This window comes from Delftia sp. 11MD (genome assembly GCF_050907895.1).
In the GTDB taxonomy this organism is placed as follows: Bacteria; Pseudomonadota; Gammaproteobacteria; order Burkholderiales; family Burkholderiaceae_C; genus Comamonas; species Comamonas tsuruhatensis.
This window is the reverse complement of the sequence record NZ_CP194333.1, coordinates 4,907,392-4,921,716: the sequence shown is the minus strand read 5'-3', so window position 1 is coordinate 4,921,716 and position 14,325 is coordinate 4,907,392. Positions and strand designations below refer to the sequence as shown.

15 protein-coding genes and 1 tRNA gene are annotated in these 14,325 nt (G+C 67.5%); 8 read left to right on the top strand and 8 right to left on the bottom strand.

The window, feature by feature from the left end:
- The first annotated feature begins 114 nt into the window (after nucleotides 1-114).
- The 3 genes from ACRSCF_RS22515 to ACRSCF_RS22505 all read left to right on the top strand — a co-directional run bounded on the left by ACRSCF_RS22515 (nucleotide 115) and on the right by ACRSCF_RS22505 (nucleotide 2,564).
- Nucleotides 115-768: an NAD(P)-dependent oxidoreductase gene (locus tag ACRSCF_RS22515; RefSeq protein ID WP_244386649.1), complete on the top strand. Its 654-nt coding sequence runs from the start codon at nucleotides 115-117 to the stop codon at nucleotides 766-768.
- Between the two features lie 79 nt (nucleotides 769-847).
- Nucleotides 848-1,237: a VOC family protein gene (locus ACRSCF_RS22510; protein ID WP_016448965.1), complete on the top strand. Its 390-nt coding sequence runs from the start codon at nucleotides 848-850 to the stop codon at nucleotides 1,235-1,237.
- 100 nt (nucleotides 1,238-1,337) lie between these two features.
- Nucleotides 1,338-2,564 (top strand): sugar transporter, encoded by a 1,227-nt coding sequence (locus ACRSCF_RS22505; RefSeq protein ID WP_016452582.1) that lies wholly within the window; start codon nucleotides 1,338-1,340, stop codon nucleotides 2,562-2,564.
- A 6-nt stretch (nucleotides 2,565-2,570) separates the two neighbouring features.
- Here the strand turns inward: ACRSCF_RS22505 and ACRSCF_RS22500 are convergent, their stop codons facing one another.
- Both ACRSCF_RS22500 and ACRSCF_RS22495 read right to left on the bottom strand, forming a co-directional pair.
- Nucleotides 2,571-3,809 carry a cyanate transporter gene (locus ACRSCF_RS22500; protein ID WP_244386647.1) on the bottom strand — a complete coding sequence of 413 codons (1,239 nt, stop codon included), beginning with the start codon at nucleotides 3,807-3,809 and terminating at the stop codon, nucleotides 2,571-2,573.
- 4 nt (nucleotides 3,810-3,813) lie between these two features.
- Nucleotides 3,814-4,275: a nucleoside deaminase gene (locus tag ACRSCF_RS22495; RefSeq protein ID WP_047217797.1), complete on the bottom strand. Its 462-nt coding sequence runs from the start codon at nucleotides 4,273-4,275 to the stop codon at nucleotides 3,814-3,816.
- Nucleotides 4,276-4,392: 117 nt separating this feature from the next.
- Between ACRSCF_RS22495 and ACRSCF_RS22490 the strand changes: the two genes are divergently transcribed.
- Nucleotides 4,393-5,271 (top strand): LysR family transcriptional regulator, encoded by an 879-nt coding sequence (locus tag ACRSCF_RS22490; protein ID WP_034365374.1) that lies wholly within the window; start codon nucleotides 4,393-4,395, stop codon nucleotides 5,269-5,271.
- A 47-nt stretch (nucleotides 5,272-5,318) separates the two neighbouring features.
- Here the strand turns inward: ACRSCF_RS22490 and ACRSCF_RS22485 are convergent, their stop codons facing one another.
- The 3 genes from ACRSCF_RS22485 to ACRSCF_RS22475 all read right to left on the bottom strand — a co-directional run bounded on the left by ACRSCF_RS22485 (nucleotide 5,319) and on the right by ACRSCF_RS22475 (nucleotide 9,068).
- Nucleotides 5,319-6,293: a tripartite tricarboxylate transporter substrate binding protein BugE gene (locus ACRSCF_RS22485; RefSeq protein WP_016452578.1), complete on the bottom strand. Its 975-nt coding sequence runs from the start codon at nucleotides 6,291-6,293 to the stop codon at nucleotides 5,319-5,321.
- Nucleotides 6,294-6,434: 141 nt separating this feature from the next.
- A complete protein-coding gene (locus ACRSCF_RS22480) occupies nucleotides 6,435-7,682 on the bottom strand; it encodes a CaiB/BaiF CoA transferase family protein (RefSeq protein WP_034365377.1) in 1,248 nt (415 codons plus the stop codon).
- A 189-nt stretch (nucleotides 7,683-7,871) separates the two neighbouring features.
- On the bottom strand, nucleotides 7,872-9,068 hold the full coding sequence (locus ACRSCF_RS22475) for an acyl-CoA dehydrogenase (protein ID WP_016448959.1): 1,197 nt from the start codon (nucleotides 9,066-9,068) through the stop codon (nucleotides 7,872-7,874).
- 229 nt (nucleotides 9,069-9,297) lie between these two features.
- Between ACRSCF_RS22475 and ACRSCF_RS22470 the strand changes: the two genes are divergently transcribed.
- On the top strand, nucleotides 9,298-10,245 hold the full coding sequence (locus ACRSCF_RS22470) for a LysR substrate-binding domain-containing protein (RefSeq protein WP_012204131.1): 948 nt from the start codon (nucleotides 9,298-9,300) through the stop codon (nucleotides 10,243-10,245).
- Nucleotides 10,246-10,365: 120 nt separating this feature from the next.
- Here the strand turns inward: ACRSCF_RS22470 and ACRSCF_RS22465 are convergent, their stop codons facing one another.
- Both ACRSCF_RS22465 and ACRSCF_RS22460 read right to left on the bottom strand, forming a co-directional pair.
- Nucleotides 10,366-11,112 (bottom strand): LrgB family protein, encoded by a 747-nt coding sequence (locus ACRSCF_RS22465; protein ID WP_016448958.1) that lies wholly within the window; start codon nucleotides 11,110-11,112, stop codon nucleotides 10,366-10,368.
- Complete coding sequence (locus tag ACRSCF_RS22460) at nucleotides 11,109-11,486, bottom strand: CidA/LrgA family protein (protein WP_017407068.1); 378 nt, start codon at nucleotides 11,484-11,486, stop codon at nucleotides 11,109-11,111. Before ACRSCF_RS22460 ends, ACRSCF_RS22465 begins: the two co-directional genes overlap by 4 nt.
- Nucleotides 11,487-11,738: 252 nt before the next feature.
- On the opposite strand from ACRSCF_RS22460, the gene ACRSCF_RS22455 reads away from it, so the two are divergent.
- Nucleotides 11,739-11,960, top strand: a complete 222-nt coding sequence (locus ACRSCF_RS22455) for a hypothetical protein (RefSeq protein WP_016452574.1) — start codon at nucleotides 11,739-11,741, stop codon at nucleotides 11,958-11,960.
- 638 nt (nucleotides 11,961-12,598) lie between these two features.
- Here the strand turns inward: ACRSCF_RS22455 and ACRSCF_RS22450 are convergent.
- Nucleotides 12,599-12,683: transfer RNA gene (locus ACRSCF_RS22450), tRNA-Leu, on the bottom strand.
- Between the two features lie 39 nt (nucleotides 12,684-12,722).
- On the opposite strand from ACRSCF_RS22450, the gene cysM reads away from it, so the two are divergent.
- Nucleotides 12,723-13,628 (top strand): cysteine synthase CysM, encoded by a 906-nt coding sequence (cysM, locus tag ACRSCF_RS22445; protein ID WP_017407070.1) that lies wholly within the window; start codon nucleotides 12,723-12,725, stop codon nucleotides 13,626-13,628.
- 77 nt (nucleotides 13,629-13,705) lie between these two features.
- On the top strand, nucleotides 13,706-14,308 hold the full coding sequence (locus ACRSCF_RS22440) for an NUDIX hydrolase (protein WP_034365382.1): 603 nt from the start codon (nucleotides 13,706-13,708) through the stop codon (nucleotides 14,306-14,308).
- The last annotated feature ends 17 nt before the right edge of the window (nucleotides 14,309-14,325 follow it).

The following is a 14,325-nucleotide window of genomic DNA, read 5'->3' as shown; positions in this document are numbered from 1 at the left end:
TGTGAAGTGGTGCTTCAAGCTGTTGGTGAAGACTGCCGTCTTCCGCAGCGATTGTGAACGGCGTAATCTCAATGCCATCGTGAACAGGCGCCCAGGCGCCGCAAAGGAATGAAGATGAAAGTGGCACTCATTGGCGCAACCGGCTTTGTGGGTTCGGCGGTATTGAAGGAGCTGCTGCAGCGCGGCCACGAGGTCGTGGCCCTGGTGCGCGACCCCGCCAGGCTGGCGGCCCAGCCGCATCTGCACGCCGTGCAGGCCGATGTGCTGGATGCCGCCGCCGTGCAGCGGGCCGTGGCAGGCGCGGACGCCGTGGTCAGCGCCTACAACGCGGGCTGGGGCAATCCCGACATCTATGAGGATTTCATGCGCGGCTCGCGCGCCATCGTGGCGGGCACGAAGGCGGCTGGCGTCAAGCGCTATCTGGTGGTGGGCGGTGCGGGCAGCCTCTACATCGCGCCCGGCAGGCAACTGGTGGACACGCCCGAGTTCCCGGCCGCCATCAAGCCCGGCGCCTCGGCTGCGCGCGATGCCCTCAACGATCTGCAAAAGGAGCAGGGCCTGGAATGGACGATGCTGAGCCCGCCGATTGCCCTGCACCTGGGTGACCATGGCGAGCGCACGGGCCAGTACCGCACGGGCAAGGATGAGCCGTTGATGCAGGCCGACGGCCAGCCCGGCACCATCTCCGCCGCCGATCTGGCCGTGGCCCTGGTCGATGCGCTGGACAAGGGCCTGCACCTGCGCGAGCGCTTTACCGTCGCTTACTGAGCACCGGGGGCTCCCGGCTGGTGCGCAGGCGGCCTCCATGGCATGCTGGTGCCTGTCACGAACAGGCAGGAGCGCCGCCATGATCGACCACACGGGAATCCTCGTATCGGACTTCGACCGCAGCCGGGAGTTTTATGCGCGGGCGCTGGCTCCCCTGGGCTACGAGATCCTGATGGAGCTGTCCGCCGAGCTCACCGGCCACGGCGACACGGCCGGCTTTGGCGAGCCGCCCAAGCCTGATTTCTGGATCACCGGCGGCGAGCCCAACCAGCCGCCCATCCATGTGGCCTTTCGCGTGGACAACCGCAACATGGTCGATGATTTCCACGCGGCCGCCCTGGCCGCAGGCGGGCGCTGCAATGGCGAGCCCGGCCTGCGACCGCACTACCACGACGACTATTACGCAGCCTTCGTGCTCGACCCCGACGGCCACAACATCGAGGCCGTCTGCCACCTGCCGCCCGCCTGAGTCTCCCTGGCGGCACTGGGGCCTGCGCGGCAGCTGACATCAGGCGGTCGCATGGCGCAGCACAATATTGCGCTGCAACAAAAAAGGCCCCACGTTCCCCATGCCCCCTTCCGTTTCCGCTGCGGCCGGCTCCGTTTCCGCGTCATCCACACCCACGGCCGCCCAGGCCTGGCTCAGCGTGATCGCGCTGGCGCTGGGCGCCTTCGTCTTCAATACCACCGAGTTCGTGCCCGTGGGCCTGCTCAGCAGCATTGGCGCGAGCTTTGGCATGCCCACCGAGCAGGTCGGGCTGATGCTGACCATCTACGCCTGGATCGTGGCCCTGGCCTCGCTGCCCTTCATGCTGCTCACGCGCAATGTGGAGCGGCGCAAGCTGCTGATGGGCGTGTTCGCGCTGTTCGTGGCCAGCCATGTGCTGTCGGGCGTGGCCTGGAGCTTTGCCTCGCTCATGGTCAGCCGCATCGGCATCGCGCTGTCGCATGCGGTGTTCTGGTCCATCACGGCCTCGCTGGCCGTGCGCGTGGCGCCGCCCGGAAGGAAGGCCGTGGCGCTGAGCCTGCTGGCCACCGGCACCTCCATGGCCATGGTGCTGGGCATTCCGCTGGGCCGGATCGTGGGCGAATGGCTGGGCTGGCGCACGACGTTCCTGGCCGTGGGCGGGGTGGCCGCCATCGTCATGGTGGCCCTGGCCCGGCTGCTGCCGCGTCTGCCCAGCGAGAACGCGGGCAACCTGGCCAGCGTGCCCATGCTGCTGCGCCGTCCGGCGCTGCTGTCCATCTACATCCTGCTGGTGGTCGTGATCACCGGGCAGTTCACGGCCTACAGCTATATCGAGCCCTTCGTGCAGGACATCGCGGGCTTCGAGGGCAAGGTGACCACGGCCGTGCTGCTGCTGTACGGCGGCATGGGCATCGTGGGCAGCGTGATGTTCAGCTGGTGGGGCCTGCGCCATCCGCGCGGCTTTCTGCTGGCCGCCATTGGCGTGCTGTCGGCCAGCCTGCTGATGCTGGTGCCGGCCTCGGGCCATGAGGCCTCGCTCTATGTGATGAGCTCGGTCTGGGGTGTCGCCATGATCTGCTTCGCCCTGGCCATGCAGTCCCAGGTGCTCAAGCTGGCAGCCGACGCCACCGATGTGGGCATGTCCATGTTCTCGGGCATCTTCAACATCGGCATTGGCGGCGGCGCGTTGCTGGGCAGTCAGGTCAGCATGCATGCGGGCATGCAGAACATCGGCTGGATCGGCGGCGGCCTGGTGGCGCTGGGCCTGGCCTGGTGCGTCTGGGCCTTCGTGCGCTGGTCTGCCGGCTTCCAGGCAACGGCGCACTGAAGCGGGTCAGCCGCCGGGTGCCCGCATGGCCTGGGCGTAGCGCTGCGGTGCCAGGCGGGACACCAGTACGCAGACCACGAGCACGGCGGCCATCTGTGCCAGCCAGCCGGCGCCGAATCCGCCCGTGAACTGGTGCAGCCGGGCGATCACATAGGGCGCCAGCGCCGCAATCAGAAAGCCGCCGCCCTGCATCAGCGCATTGAGCGCCCCGGCCTGCGTGGGGTGGGGAAGATGGTCGAGCGCCACCACCATCATCAGCGCGAAGCAGCCACCCAGGCCGATGCCGAGGATGACGATGTTGAGCAGCGGCGCCGCATCAGGCCACCAGGCCAGCGCGGCCAGACCGATGATCTGGCACAGCAGCGTGAACCCCAGCCATGGCCGCCGGTCGGCATGGCGCGCGGCCAGCACGGGCAGTCCCAGCGCGGCGCCGGCCTGTGCCACCGACAGCAGGGCGACCAGGCCGCCGCTTTGCGCGGGGCTCCAGCCGTGCGTCTGGTAGAAGGGTGCAAGCCAGGCCACCATGGCCGCATAGCCGCCGTTGATGAGGCCGAAGCAGGCCATCAGCATCCAGGTGCGCGGGCGCCGGCGCAGCCAGTCGGTGTCTTGCGTGGCGTTGGCCCCTGCCATGGGCGCCGGAGCCGGCAACGCACGCAGCGCATGCCGCGCCAGCGCCAATGCCAGCAGGGCGGGCGCAGTCCACAGCGCCAGCGCAAGGCGCCAGTCCAGTCCCCATTGCACGGCCAGCGGCGAAATCTGGGCGCCCAGGGCGCCGCCGCCCATGAGCGCGGCCGAGTACAGCCCCATCATCTGCGCCATGCGTGCGGGCGACTGGCGCTTGATCAGGCCCGGCAGCACGCCTTGCACCAGGGCCACGCCAGCGCCGCACAGCGCGGCCGTGGCCAGCAGGGTGGCCGCACTGGAGCCCGCCACGCGCAGCGCGCAGCCCAGCGCAATCACCGCCAAGGACCCGACCACGGCGCGGCGCGGACCCAGGCGCTGAAGCGCGGCCGGGGCCAGCCAGGCGCCCAGGCCCATCAACGCCATGGGCAGCAGGGTCAGCCAGGACAGCGTGGACAGATCCATGCCGGTGGCGGACTGGATCTGCGGTCCCAGCGGGCCGATGGCCGTGAGAAACGGGCGCAGGTTCAGCGTGACCAGCACGACGGTGGCCAGCCACAGCGCCGTTGGAATGGCGTGTGCCGCGGCAGGGGTCTCGGTGTGCGCAGGCGCAATGGACGACATGGCTTCAGGCCCAGGGGGCGTTGCCGTACAGCTGGGCCGCCGTGATGCCCGTGTCCAGCCGCCTCAGGGGCAGCGGTGGCGGCTGCAGCGGCATGCGCAGCCGCTGGTAGGCGCCCTCGCTGGACAGGCCATACGGCTGTGCATCCGCGTTGTCGAAGGCGAAGAAGACCTGCTCGGCCCCGGCCATCACCAGCGCCGCCAGGCACATGGGGCAAGGGTGGCCGCTGGCGTAGATGGTGCAGCCGGCCAGGCTGGCGTTGGCCTGGGCGCGCGTGCCCGCGCGCAGCGCCTGCATTTCTGCGTGGGCGCTGGGGTCATGGCTTTGCACGATCTCGTTGACGCCCGTGGACAGGATCTGCCCCTCGCGCGCGAGCAGGGCGCCGAAGGGCCGGCCGCCCCGCAGGCGGTTGTCGTGCGCCAGCTGCACGGCATGGCGCAGCAGGCGGATGTGTTCTTGTTCTTGCATGGGGATAGCTGGGCAATCGGGAGCTGAGGCCGCAGTCTAGGACGGGGGCCATCAATTGGAAAATTAAATGATCAAATGCCAGGCAGTGACAAAGCCACTGAAATTCGCCCAAGCCCCATGCAGCCCTCTTCCATAGACCCCACCCTGCTGCGCAGCTTCTGCGCCGTGGCCGAAACCGGCAGCTTCACGCGCGCGGCGCAGGGCGTGCACCTGACCCAGTCCACGGTCAGCCAGCAGATCCGCAGGCTGGAGGAGCAAATGGGCTGCACGCTGCTGGACCGCAGCGGGCGCCATGTGGAATGCACGCTGGAAGGAGAGCGCCTGCTGGCCTATGCGCAACGCATCCTCGCGCTCATGGACGAGGCCGTGGAGCAGCTGGCTGGCGCCACCGAGGCCGTGCTGCGCATCGGCGTTCCCGAAGACTTTGCGGCCGGCGCCGTGATGCCCGCCTTTGCGGCGCTGGCACGCAGCCAGCCGCAGTTGCGGCTGGAGCTGAGCAGCGGGCTGTCGCAGGCGATATGGCAGCAGTTCCAGTCCGGCGAGCTGGACCTGGCCATCGTCAAGCAGCGCAGCGGCAGCACGCCCGGCATGGCGCGCTGGCCTGAACCGCTGGCCTGGATAGACAGTGCGCGGCATCCCTGCCACGGGATGGATCCCTTGCCTTTGGTGGTGTTTCCACAGGGCGGCCTGTACCGCAGCGAGATGACGCATGCGCTGGATGCCGCAGGCCGGCGCTGGCGCCTGGCCTATGTGAGCGCCAGCCTGGCCAGCCTGGAAGCCGCCGTGGAGCAGGGCCTGGGCATCAGCCTGCTGCCGCGCCGGCTGGTCGGGCCCGGCCACCGCCTGCTCGACGGCATGGCCGGCTTCGCCCCCGTGCCTGATGTGGAAGTGGCACTGCACGTGCGGGCCCAGTTGTCTGCGCCGGGCCGGCGTCTGGCTGAGCGCCTGTGCGAGGTGTGCGAGGCGTTGCTGTCGCCTGCCGCTGGCGAAGCCTGAAAAAAATCCCCGCCGTGGCGGGGATGGTCAGTGGGTGACGCGCAGGCTCAATCCATCGTCAGGTTCTGCTTTTGCACCACGTCCTTGTAGACCGCCAGTTCGGCCTTGATCTCTTCAAAGAAATGCTCGGGCGTGTCGGCCACGATCAGCGAGCCGGTTTCCTCGATGCGCTTCTTGATGGCGGGGTCCTGCAGCACCTTGCGCGTGGCGGCATTGACCTTGTCCACGATGTCGCGCGGCAGGTTCTTGGGGCCGACGATGCCGTAGTAGGCCATGCGGTTGACGGGGGCCAGGCCCACTTCCTTGAAGGTGGGCACATCGGGCAGCGCTGCCAGGCGCTGGGGCGCGGCCACCACGATGGGCACCAGGCGCTTTTCCTTGACGAAGCCCAGGGCGGAGGGCAGGTTGTCGAAGATCAGCGGAACCTGGCCGGCCACGGCGTCGTTCAGCGCGGGGCCGCTGCCACGGTAGGGCACGTGGGTGATGTCGGTGCCCGTGGACAGCTTGAACATCTCCATCATCAGATGGGTGATGCTGCCGTTGCCGGGCGAGGCGTAGGAGTACTTGCCGGGGTTCTTCTTCACCTCGGCCAGGAACTCCTGGTAGTTCTTGCCCGCGAACTTGGGGTGGGCCGCAATGATGTTGGGCGTGGCCGCGATGTTCACGATGGGCGTGAAGTCGGTCAGCACGTTGTACGGGATCTTGGGGTTGATCGCCGGGTTGGTGGCCGTGGTGGACACGGTGGCAATGCCCAGGCTGTAGCCGTCGGGCTGGGAGCGCGCCGTCTCGGCCGCGCCGATGCTGCCGCCGCCGCCGCCCTTGTTCTCGACCACCACGGGCTGGCCCAGGGCGCGGCCCAGCGGCTCGGCCACGATGCGCGCGATCAGGTCGGTGGTGCCGCCGGCCGCGAAGGGCACGAGCAGCTTGATGGGTTTGGCAGGGTAGCCCTGGGCATGGGCTGCGCCCGACAGCGCGAGGGCGCCGAGGATGCCGGCGAGCGCGATGCGAGTGGTGTGAGTCATGGTGTTGTCTCCTTGAATGGATGTTGTGAGCGTTTGTTGTGAGGCACCGACGGGTGGGAAGGCTGGGATTTTTTAAGACATTCGTATGGCGGTGCTTGAGGAAAAAGATTTGGAGGAGGCGGTGTTGCCTGGCGCAGGCGATCAGACCACGCCGCGCGAGCGCAGCGCCTGGATGGCCATGGGCGCAATGCCCAGCTCGCCCAGTACTTCATCGGTGTGCTGGCCCAGGGAGGGCGGTGCGCTGCGCAGCACGGGCGGGGTGTCGCTCAGCCGCATGGGGCTGGCCACGCCGGCGATGCGCGAGATGCCGTCGCCGGCCGCGCGCGGCAGCTCGACGCGTATGCCGCGTGCGCGCACCTGCGGGTCGTTGAAGGCCTGGGCGATGGTGTTGATGGGGCCGCAGGGCACGGCCTTGTCTTCCAGCAGCGCAATCCATTCGGCCGTGCCGCGTGTCTTCATGAGGGGCACCATCCGCTCCAGCAGCGCCTGGCGATTGCGCACGCGCGCGGTGTTGGTGGCAAAGCGCTCGTCCTGCGCCCAGCCGGCTTCGCCGACGGCGGCGCAAAAGCGCGCGAACTGGCCGTCGTTGCCAATGGCCAGCAGCACGTTGCCGTTGGCCGTGGCGAAGTCCTGGTAGGGCGCCAGGCTGGGGTGGATGTTGCCGGCGCGGCCCGGCGATTCGCCCGTGGCCAGAAAGCCGGCGGCCTGGTTGGCCAGCACGGCCATGCCCACGTCGAGCAGGGCCATGTCGATGTACTGGCCCCGGCCCGAGGCCTGGCGCGCATGCAGCGCGGCCAGGATGGCATTGCTGGCATACAGGCCCGTGAACACGTCGATCACGGCCACGCCCACCTTGAGCGGGCCGCCTCCGGGCGCCTCGTCGGCATGGCCGGTGATGCTCATCAGCCCGCACATGGCCTGCACCATGAGGTCGTAGCCCGCGCGCTCGGCATACGGGCCGGTCTGGCCGAAACCCGTGACCGAGCAATAGATCAGGCGCGGGTTGAGCGCCTTGAGGCTTTCGTAGTCCAGCCCGTACTGGGCCAGGCCACCGACCTTGAAGTTCTCCACCAGCACATCGGCCCCGGCCGCCATCTGGCGAATCAGCTGCTGCCCATCGGGGGTGGACATGTCGATGGTGACCGAGCGCTTGTTGCGGTTGCAGGCCGTGAAATAACTGGCCTCCTGCGTGGCCTGCCCATCGTCGCGCGGCAGGAACGGAGGCCCCCAGTGGCGCGTGTCATCGCCGGCCACGGGCCGCTCGACCTTGATCACATCGGCGCCCAGGTCGGCCAGTGTCTGCGTGCACCAGGGCCCGGCCAGCACGCGGGAAAGATCAAGCACCTTGATGCCAGCCAATGCGGCCGGCGCGGAGGATGTGGAGGACATGAGAGGGAAGAAATATGAGCGCGCCCGATGCCGCTGGTAGTTCAGCTCAGGGCTTGAGCTTCCATCACCCATAGCGTGTGACATGGGCGTGGAGCAGGCCAGGGACGCCGAGCAAGAGCCGCCTCGCGGCGAGGGCGTCGTCCCCCTCCGCGAAGCGAGAAGGGGGAAGGCGCGAAGCGCCTCAGGGGGTCAGTTGGCAAAAGCTGCGATGCCGGTCTGGGCACGGCCCAGGATCAGCGCATGCACATCGTGCGTGCCTTCGTAGGTGTTGACCACTTCCAGGTTGACCAGATGGCGGGCCACGCCGAACTCGTCGCTGATGCCGTTGCCGCCCATCATGTCGCGCGCCATGCGGGCAATGTCCAGCGACTTGCCGCAGTTGTTGCGCTTGATCAGCGAGGTGATCTCGATCACGTTCTGGTGCTCGTCCTTCATACGGCCCACGCGCAGCGCGGCCTGCAGGCCCAGGGTGATCTCGGTCTGCATGTCGGCCAGCTTCTTCTGCACCAGCTGGTTGGCGGCCAGGGGGCGGCCGAACTGCTTGCGGTCCAGCGTGTACTGGCGCGCCGTGTGCCAGCAGAACTCGGCTGCGCCCAGGGCGCCCCAGGCAATGCCGAAGCGTGCGCTGTTCAGGCAGGTGAATGGGCCCTTGAGGCCGCGCACCTCGGGGAAGGCGTTTTCCTCGGGAACGAAGACATCGTCCATCACGATCTCGCCCGTGATGGAGGCGCGCAGGCCCACCTTGCCGTGGATGGCCGGGGCCGACAGGCCCTTCATGCCCTTGTCCAGGATGAAGCCGCGGATCTCGCCCACATGGCCGTCCTCGGTCACTTCCTTGGCCCAGACCACGAACACGTCGGCCACGGGGCTGTTGGTGATCCACATCTTGTTGCCCTTGAGGCGGTAGCCGCCGTCCACCTTGTAGGCGCGGCTGGACATGCTGCCGGGGTCGGAGCCGTGGTCGGGTTCGGTCAGGCCGAAGCAGCCGATGAACTCGCCGCTGGCCAGCTTGGGCAGGTACCTGTTCTTCTGGTCTTCGGTGCCGAATTCATTGATGGGCACCATCACCAGCGAGCTTTGCACGCTGGCCATGGAGCGGTAGCCCGAGTCCACGCGCTCGATCTCGCGCGCCACCAGGCCGTAGCTGACATAGTTCAGGCCCGCGCCGCCGTACTGCGTGGGGATGGTGGGGCCCAGCAGGCCCAGCTCGCCCATCTCGCGGAAGATGCTCACGTCGGTCTTTTCATGGCGGAACATTTCCAGCACGCGGGGCGCCAGCTTCTCCTGGCAGTAGGCATGGGCCGCGTCGCGGATCATGCGCTCGTCTTCACTCAGTTGCTGGTCGAGCTGGAAGGGGTCATCCCATTGGAAGCTGTTGCGGGCCATGGCGTGGTTTCTCCAAAAAACAAAGAGGTCAAGGGCGGGTCGCTGCCATATGCCAAAGCCGGGCAGGCTGTGACCATGGAGCGTTGTTGCGACGCATCTTAGAAGCGGGCCTGCGCGTGGCGCAAACGATGTTTGTTCATCCATGAATGCGTAAAGCGCATGTATGAATGGGTTGTTGCGGGTTATTCCCTATGATGTGATGCTCTGAAGTGCATTGAATTCATGAGATATGCGTAGAGCCCTGCCATCCACCCAAGCCCTGGCCTGCTTCGAGTCGGCCGCCCGCCACATCAGCTACACGCGTGCGGCGCAGGAGCTGTCGCTCACGCAAAGCGCGGTATCGCGCCAGATCATTGCGCTGGAGGAGTTCCTGGGCGTGCAGCTGTTCCGGCGCACGCGCCACGGCGTGCTGCTGACGGAGGCCGGCACGCAGTACGCCCAGCAGGTCTCGCGCTGGCTGCACGGCCTGGAGCGCGACACGCTGGACATCATGGCCCACCAGGGCGAGGGAGGCCCGCTCAACCTGGCGGCCGTGCCCACCTTCGCCACGCGCTGGCTGCTGCCGCGCCTGCCGCAGCTGGCGCGCGAGCATCCCGAGGTCACCGTGCACATCGATGTGCAGACGCGGCCCTTCCTGTTTGCCGATACCGTGTTCGACGCTGCGCTCTATGCAGGCACGCCCGAGCAGGTGGCACGCTGGCCCGGTGTGCAGGCGCAATGGCTGATGGACGAAGAGGTGGTGCCCGTGTGCAGCCCGCAACTGCTGGCCACGGCCCAGGCGCGCGAGCCGGGCCGGGCCTGGCTGCCTGTGGGGGCGGACATCGTGGCCCGGATGCCGCTGCTGCAGCAAAGCACGCGGCCCTACGGCTGGCAGCAGTGGTTCGATGCCATGGGCGTGGCCGCGCCGCGCGCGCTGGACGGCATGCGGCTGGAGCTGTTTTCCATGCTGGCCGTGGCCGCCAGCCAGGGCCTGGGCGTGGCGCTGATGCCGCCCATGCTGATCGAGCAGGAGCTGGCGCGCGGCGACCTCATCATTGCCTGCCCCCAGCCGCTGCGCGGCAACCGCGCCTACTACCTGGTCACCCCGGCCCTGGCGCCCGATGCCCAGCCCGCGCCCGCCCTGCGCGTGTTCTCTTCATGGCTGCAGCAGCGCGCCAGGGAGCACCGGCCTGCCTGAAAATTAAGCAGGCCTTGGATTGTTCAACGATGACAGTCACTTAACTGACTTATCCTTGCTGCTGGCGGCGCTTGTCCACAGGCTTGTGGGGGTGTCTCTGGGGAAAACCCGTAATCGCGCTCAAAACCAGGGCAGCACGGCCAGGCACAGCGGCATGACCACGGCCGTGGCCACGCCGTTCAGGCCCATGGCCAGGGCCGAGAAGGCGCCCATGGTCGGATTCACCTGCAGCGCGCGTGCCGTGCCGATGGCGTGGGCCGTAAGTCCCAGGGCAAAACCCTGCACGGCCGGGTCATCGCTGCGCACCAAGCGGATCAGCAGCGGCGCCATCATCGTGCCCGCAATGCCGGTGATGGCCACGGCCACGGCCGCCAGCGAGGCCGGCCCGCCAAAGCGCTCGGCCATGGGCAGGGCGATGGGAATGGTGGCCGACTTGGGCGCCAGCGCCACCAGCGTCTGCACCGTCGCTCCCAGGCTCCAGCCGATCAGCAGTGCCGACAGCAACGCCACCACGCAGCCCACGGCCAGCGCCACGCTGATGGGCAGCCACAGCGCGCGGATGCGCTCGCGCTGGGCGTACAGCGGAATTGCCAGCGCGACGGTGGCCGGGCCGATCAGCAGTCCCAGCAGCGAGACGCCGCTGCGGTAGCTGGCATAGGAGGTGCCCGTGGCCAGCAGCACGCCCACGATGACGACGACGGCCGTGAACACGGGAATCAGGAGCGGATGGTTGCCGCTTCGGCGGTACAGCGCCATGGCCGCCAGGTAGACGGCCATGGTCAGCACCAGCCAGGGCAGGTGGGCGGTGGAGGCATTGCCGGACAGCGACTGCCAGGCGCTGTGCCAGTGGGTGGTGAGCGCGTTCATGCCTTGTCTCCCTGGCTGGCGGCCGCCTCGCGGGCGCGCTGGCGCTCCAGGCACCAGCGGAAGGTGAAGGCCGTGGCCAGGAAGGTAATGGCTGCACCCGCCACGCAGGCGATCACGAAGGGCTGCCATTCGCGCGACAGCCGGTCGAACTCCAGCATCACGCCTGCAATGACGGGAATGAACAGCAGCATCATGTTCTGCAGCAGCACGCCGGCGGCCTTCTCCAGCGACTCGGGCAGGCGGCCGTGCAGCAGCAGCGCCGCCAGCAGCAGCAGCGTGCCCATAAGCGCTCCCGGAAGCGGCAGCCCCGTGAGCTGGACGATGGCCTCTCCCAGCAACTGGAAGGCGAACAAGGCGGTGATGGCGTACAACATGAAAACCTGAATCCCTGGAGCAGATGGCAAGAGCGGAGAGCAGAGGGCGGCGGCAAGAGAGCGGGATGCCCGTTTCCCGGACAGGGCAGTGCCCTGGCACCTGTGGGACGCCGCCGCAAAGCGTGCCATCATCGCCCACATCGCGAAAAAAGGTGCGGACACCGATTGCGCGGCGTCCCGGCCAACGCTATGTTGGGACCCATGCCTTGGGCAGTGCCGGGGCATGAGACTTTGAATAGCGAAGGAGTAGCGATGGCCGAAACCACATATCACGCACCCGTGTACGAGCCGACGGTGGATGAACTCGAAGTGCTCAAGAAGCTGGAAATGGGCGAGCCCGTGTCGCTGGAAAGCGCGGCGCGCGAGCATCTGTCCAAGAGGCTGCGCGAGCGTGGACTGGTCGAAGTGGACAGCAGCCATCAATGGCACATCACGGCGGCGGGCCGCGCCCAGATCCGCCGCTCCGATGCCTGAGGCGCGGCGCGGCAGGTGACCCCGGTTTCAAGGGTTTTCCCTTGGATTCAGGGGCTGCCTGATTTGCAGGCAGCCTAGCTTGCGGCCAGTGAATGCAAGCACTTGGACGCCTCGTTCACTTGCTGTTCACTGAATATCCACAGGGTTGTTCAAGGGTTCTGTGGAGAAATAAAGCCACCCCAGGGTGGCTTTTTTCATGGGCATCACCAGGCCTTTGCAGCGGGCGCACCGGGCTGGTGCCCGCGCCGGAAATTGGCTGCATGGCGATGGTGCAGATACCGGTTTTCAGAGGGAGGGTGCCGGATTCAGCGCACTGGGCAAGGCTTGGGGGCAGGCCGCGGTGGGGGCGATTCGGGGCGGGCTGGACATGCGCCTGATTGCAGTCCGTTTCCGCCTTGGCGGTGGCTTGATGCCAAAGTTGTACACAGGTTGGGCGGTATGCGGGTGAAAGCGCGCAGGGGCTATCCCGCCCAAGGCATGAGGACGCAGGATCTGGTCAGGCTGGAGGCCTTGAATTGCAGTGCAGCCGCTTAAAAGGGCTGGTGCAGGAAGGAGGGGTGTGCGGACACTGTGAAGACAGCGGCCGGAAAAGAAATAGCCGAAAAAGCAGCGGACTGCTTTTTCGGCTACGTAATCTCTGGTGCCCGGGGCCGGAATCGAACCGGCACGCCTTGCGGCGGGGGATTTTGAGTCCCCTGCGTCTACCAATTTCACCACCCGGGCTACTTAGCGCAGGGGCGAATTATGGCACAGTGTGAGGCTATGAAAATTTATCCGACCATCGAAGACGCCATCGGCCGCACGCCCCTGGTGGCATTGCAGCGCATCGGTGCGCAGTCTCGCCAGGAACGTGGCAACGTGGTGCTGGGCAAGCTGGAAGGCAACAATCCGGCCGGTTCGGTCAAGGACAGGCCGGCCCTGTCGATGATCCGCCGCGCCGAAGAGCGCGGCGACATCAAGCCCGGCGACACGCTGATCGAGGCCACCTCGGGCAATACCGGCATTGCGCTGGCCATGGCCGCCACGATCAAGGGCTACCGGATGGTGCTGATCATGCCCGAGGACCTGTCCATCGAGCGTGCCCAGACGATGAAGGCCTATGGCGCCGAGCTGATCCTCACGCCCAAGAGCGGCGGCATGGAATACGCGCGCGACCTGGCCGACCAGATGGTGGCCCAGGGCAAGGGCGTGGTGCTCGACCAGTTCGGCAACCCCGACAATCCGCGCATCCACTACGAGACCACGGGCCCCGAGCTGTGGGAGCAGACCGGCGGCGAGATCACGCATTTCGTGAGCGCCATGGGCACCACGGGCACGATCACCGGCGTGGCGAAGTTCCTCAAGGAAAAGAACCCTGCCATCCGCATCGTGGGCGCCCAGCCGGCCGAGGGCTCGCGCATCCCCGGCATCCGCAAGTGGCCCGAGGAATACATGCCCAAGATCTACGACGCCTCGCTGATCGACGAGACCGTGCTCGTGGGCCAGGACGATGCCGAGGACATGGCGCGCCGCCTGGCGCGCGAGGAAGGCATCTTTGCCGGCATCTCGGCGGCGGGCGCCTGCTGGGTGGCCCAGCAGATTGCCGAGCGCGAGAACAACGCCACCATCGTCTTCGTGGTCTGCGACCGCGGCGACCGCTATCTGTCCACGGGCGTCTTCCCCGCCTGATACAGCGACAGGCCCGCCTTCCGGCGGGCCTTCCTGTTTGCATTGAGCCAGGACAGCAAAAAACCAGGAACAGTCCCATGCACTATGAAACCCGCTATTGCACGCACTGCGCCACCCCCCTGCAGTGGGTGATCCAGGCCGAGGACGGCGGCGATGTATCGCGCCTGCGCTGCCCCGAGTGCGGCTGGACGCACTGGAACAATCCCACGCCCGTGCTGGCCGCCATCGTGGAGCTGGACGGCAAGGTGCTGCTGGCGCGCAATGCGGCCTGGCCCGAGAAGGTCTTCGGGCTGATCACGGGCTTCATGGAGGCCGGCGAGTCGCCCGAGGAGGGCGTGGCGCGCGAGGTGGCGGAGGAAACCGGCCTGAAGGCCGAGTCGCTGGAGCTGATCAGCGTGCATGAGTTCCTGCGCATGAACCAGGTGATCATCGCCTTCCATGTGCGCGCCAGCGGCCAGGTCCGGCTGTCGCCCGAGCTGCTGGAATACCGCCTGCTGGAGCCCGAGAAGGTCCAGGCCTGGCCTTCGGGCACCGGCATGGCGCTGGCCAAGTGGCTGCGCAGCCGGGGGCATGATCCTGTGATCCGTGACTTCTGGAAGCGTGCCGAGCAGGCCCAGGAGGCTGAAGCGAGTCGCGCCGATCAAGACACTGCTGCCGGCCTCCGCCGCGATGCCGCCTAGAATCCCAGGCTCAAGAG

Coding starts and splice junctions, on each gene's coding strand:
- ACRSCF_RS22515 (WP_244386649.1), top strand. CDS start 115: ATGAAAGTGGCACTCATTGGCGCAACCGGCTTTGTGGGTTCGGCGGTA.
- ACRSCF_RS22510 (WP_016448965.1), top strand. CDS start 848: ATGATCGACCACACGGGAATCCTCGTATCGGACTTCGACCGCAGCCGG.
- ACRSCF_RS22505 (WP_016452582.1), top strand. CDS start 1,338: ATGCCCCCTTCCGTTTCCGCTGCGGCCGGCTCCGTTTCCGCGTCATCC.
- ACRSCF_RS22500 (WP_244386647.1), bottom strand. CDS start 3,809: ATGTCGTCCATTGCGCCTGCGCACACCGAGACCCCTGCCGCGGCACAC.
- ACRSCF_RS22495 (WP_047217797.1), bottom strand. CDS start 4,275: ATGCAAGAACAAGAACACATCCGCCTGCTGCGCCATGCCGTGCAGCTG.
- ACRSCF_RS22490 (WP_034365374.1), top strand. CDS start 4,393: ATGCAGCCCTCTTCCATAGACCCCACCCTGCTGCGCAGCTTCTGCGCC.
- ACRSCF_RS22485 (WP_016452578.1), bottom strand. CDS start 6,293: ATGACTCACACCACTCGCATCGCGCTCGCCGGCATCCTCGGCGCCCTC.
- ACRSCF_RS22480 (WP_034365377.1), bottom strand. CDS start 7,682: ATGTCCTCCACATCCTCCGCGCCGGCCGCATTGGCTGGCATCAAGGTG.
- ACRSCF_RS22475 (WP_016448959.1), bottom strand. CDS start 9,068: ATGGCCCGCAACAGCTTCCAATGGGATGACCCCTTCCAGCTCGACCAG.
- ACRSCF_RS22470 (WP_012204131.1), top strand. CDS start 9,298: ATGCGTAGAGCCCTGCCATCCACCCAAGCCCTGGCCTGCTTCGAGTCG.
- ACRSCF_RS22465 (WP_016448958.1), bottom strand. CDS start 11,112: ATGAACGCGCTCACCACCCACTGGCACAGCGCCTGGCAGTCGCTGTCC.
- ACRSCF_RS22460 (WP_017407068.1), bottom strand. CDS start 11,486: ATGTTGTACGCCATCACCGCCTTGTTCGCCTTCCAGTTGCTGGGAGAG.
- ACRSCF_RS22455 (WP_016452574.1), top strand. CDS start 11,739: ATGGCCGAAACCACATATCACGCACCCGTGTACGAGCCGACGGTGGAT.
- cysM (WP_017407070.1), top strand. CDS start 12,723: ATGAAAATTTATCCGACCATCGAAGACGCCATCGGCCGCACGCCCCTG.
- ACRSCF_RS22440 (WP_034365382.1), top strand. CDS start 13,706: ATGCACTATGAAACCCGCTATTGCACGCACTGCGCCACCCCCCTGCAG.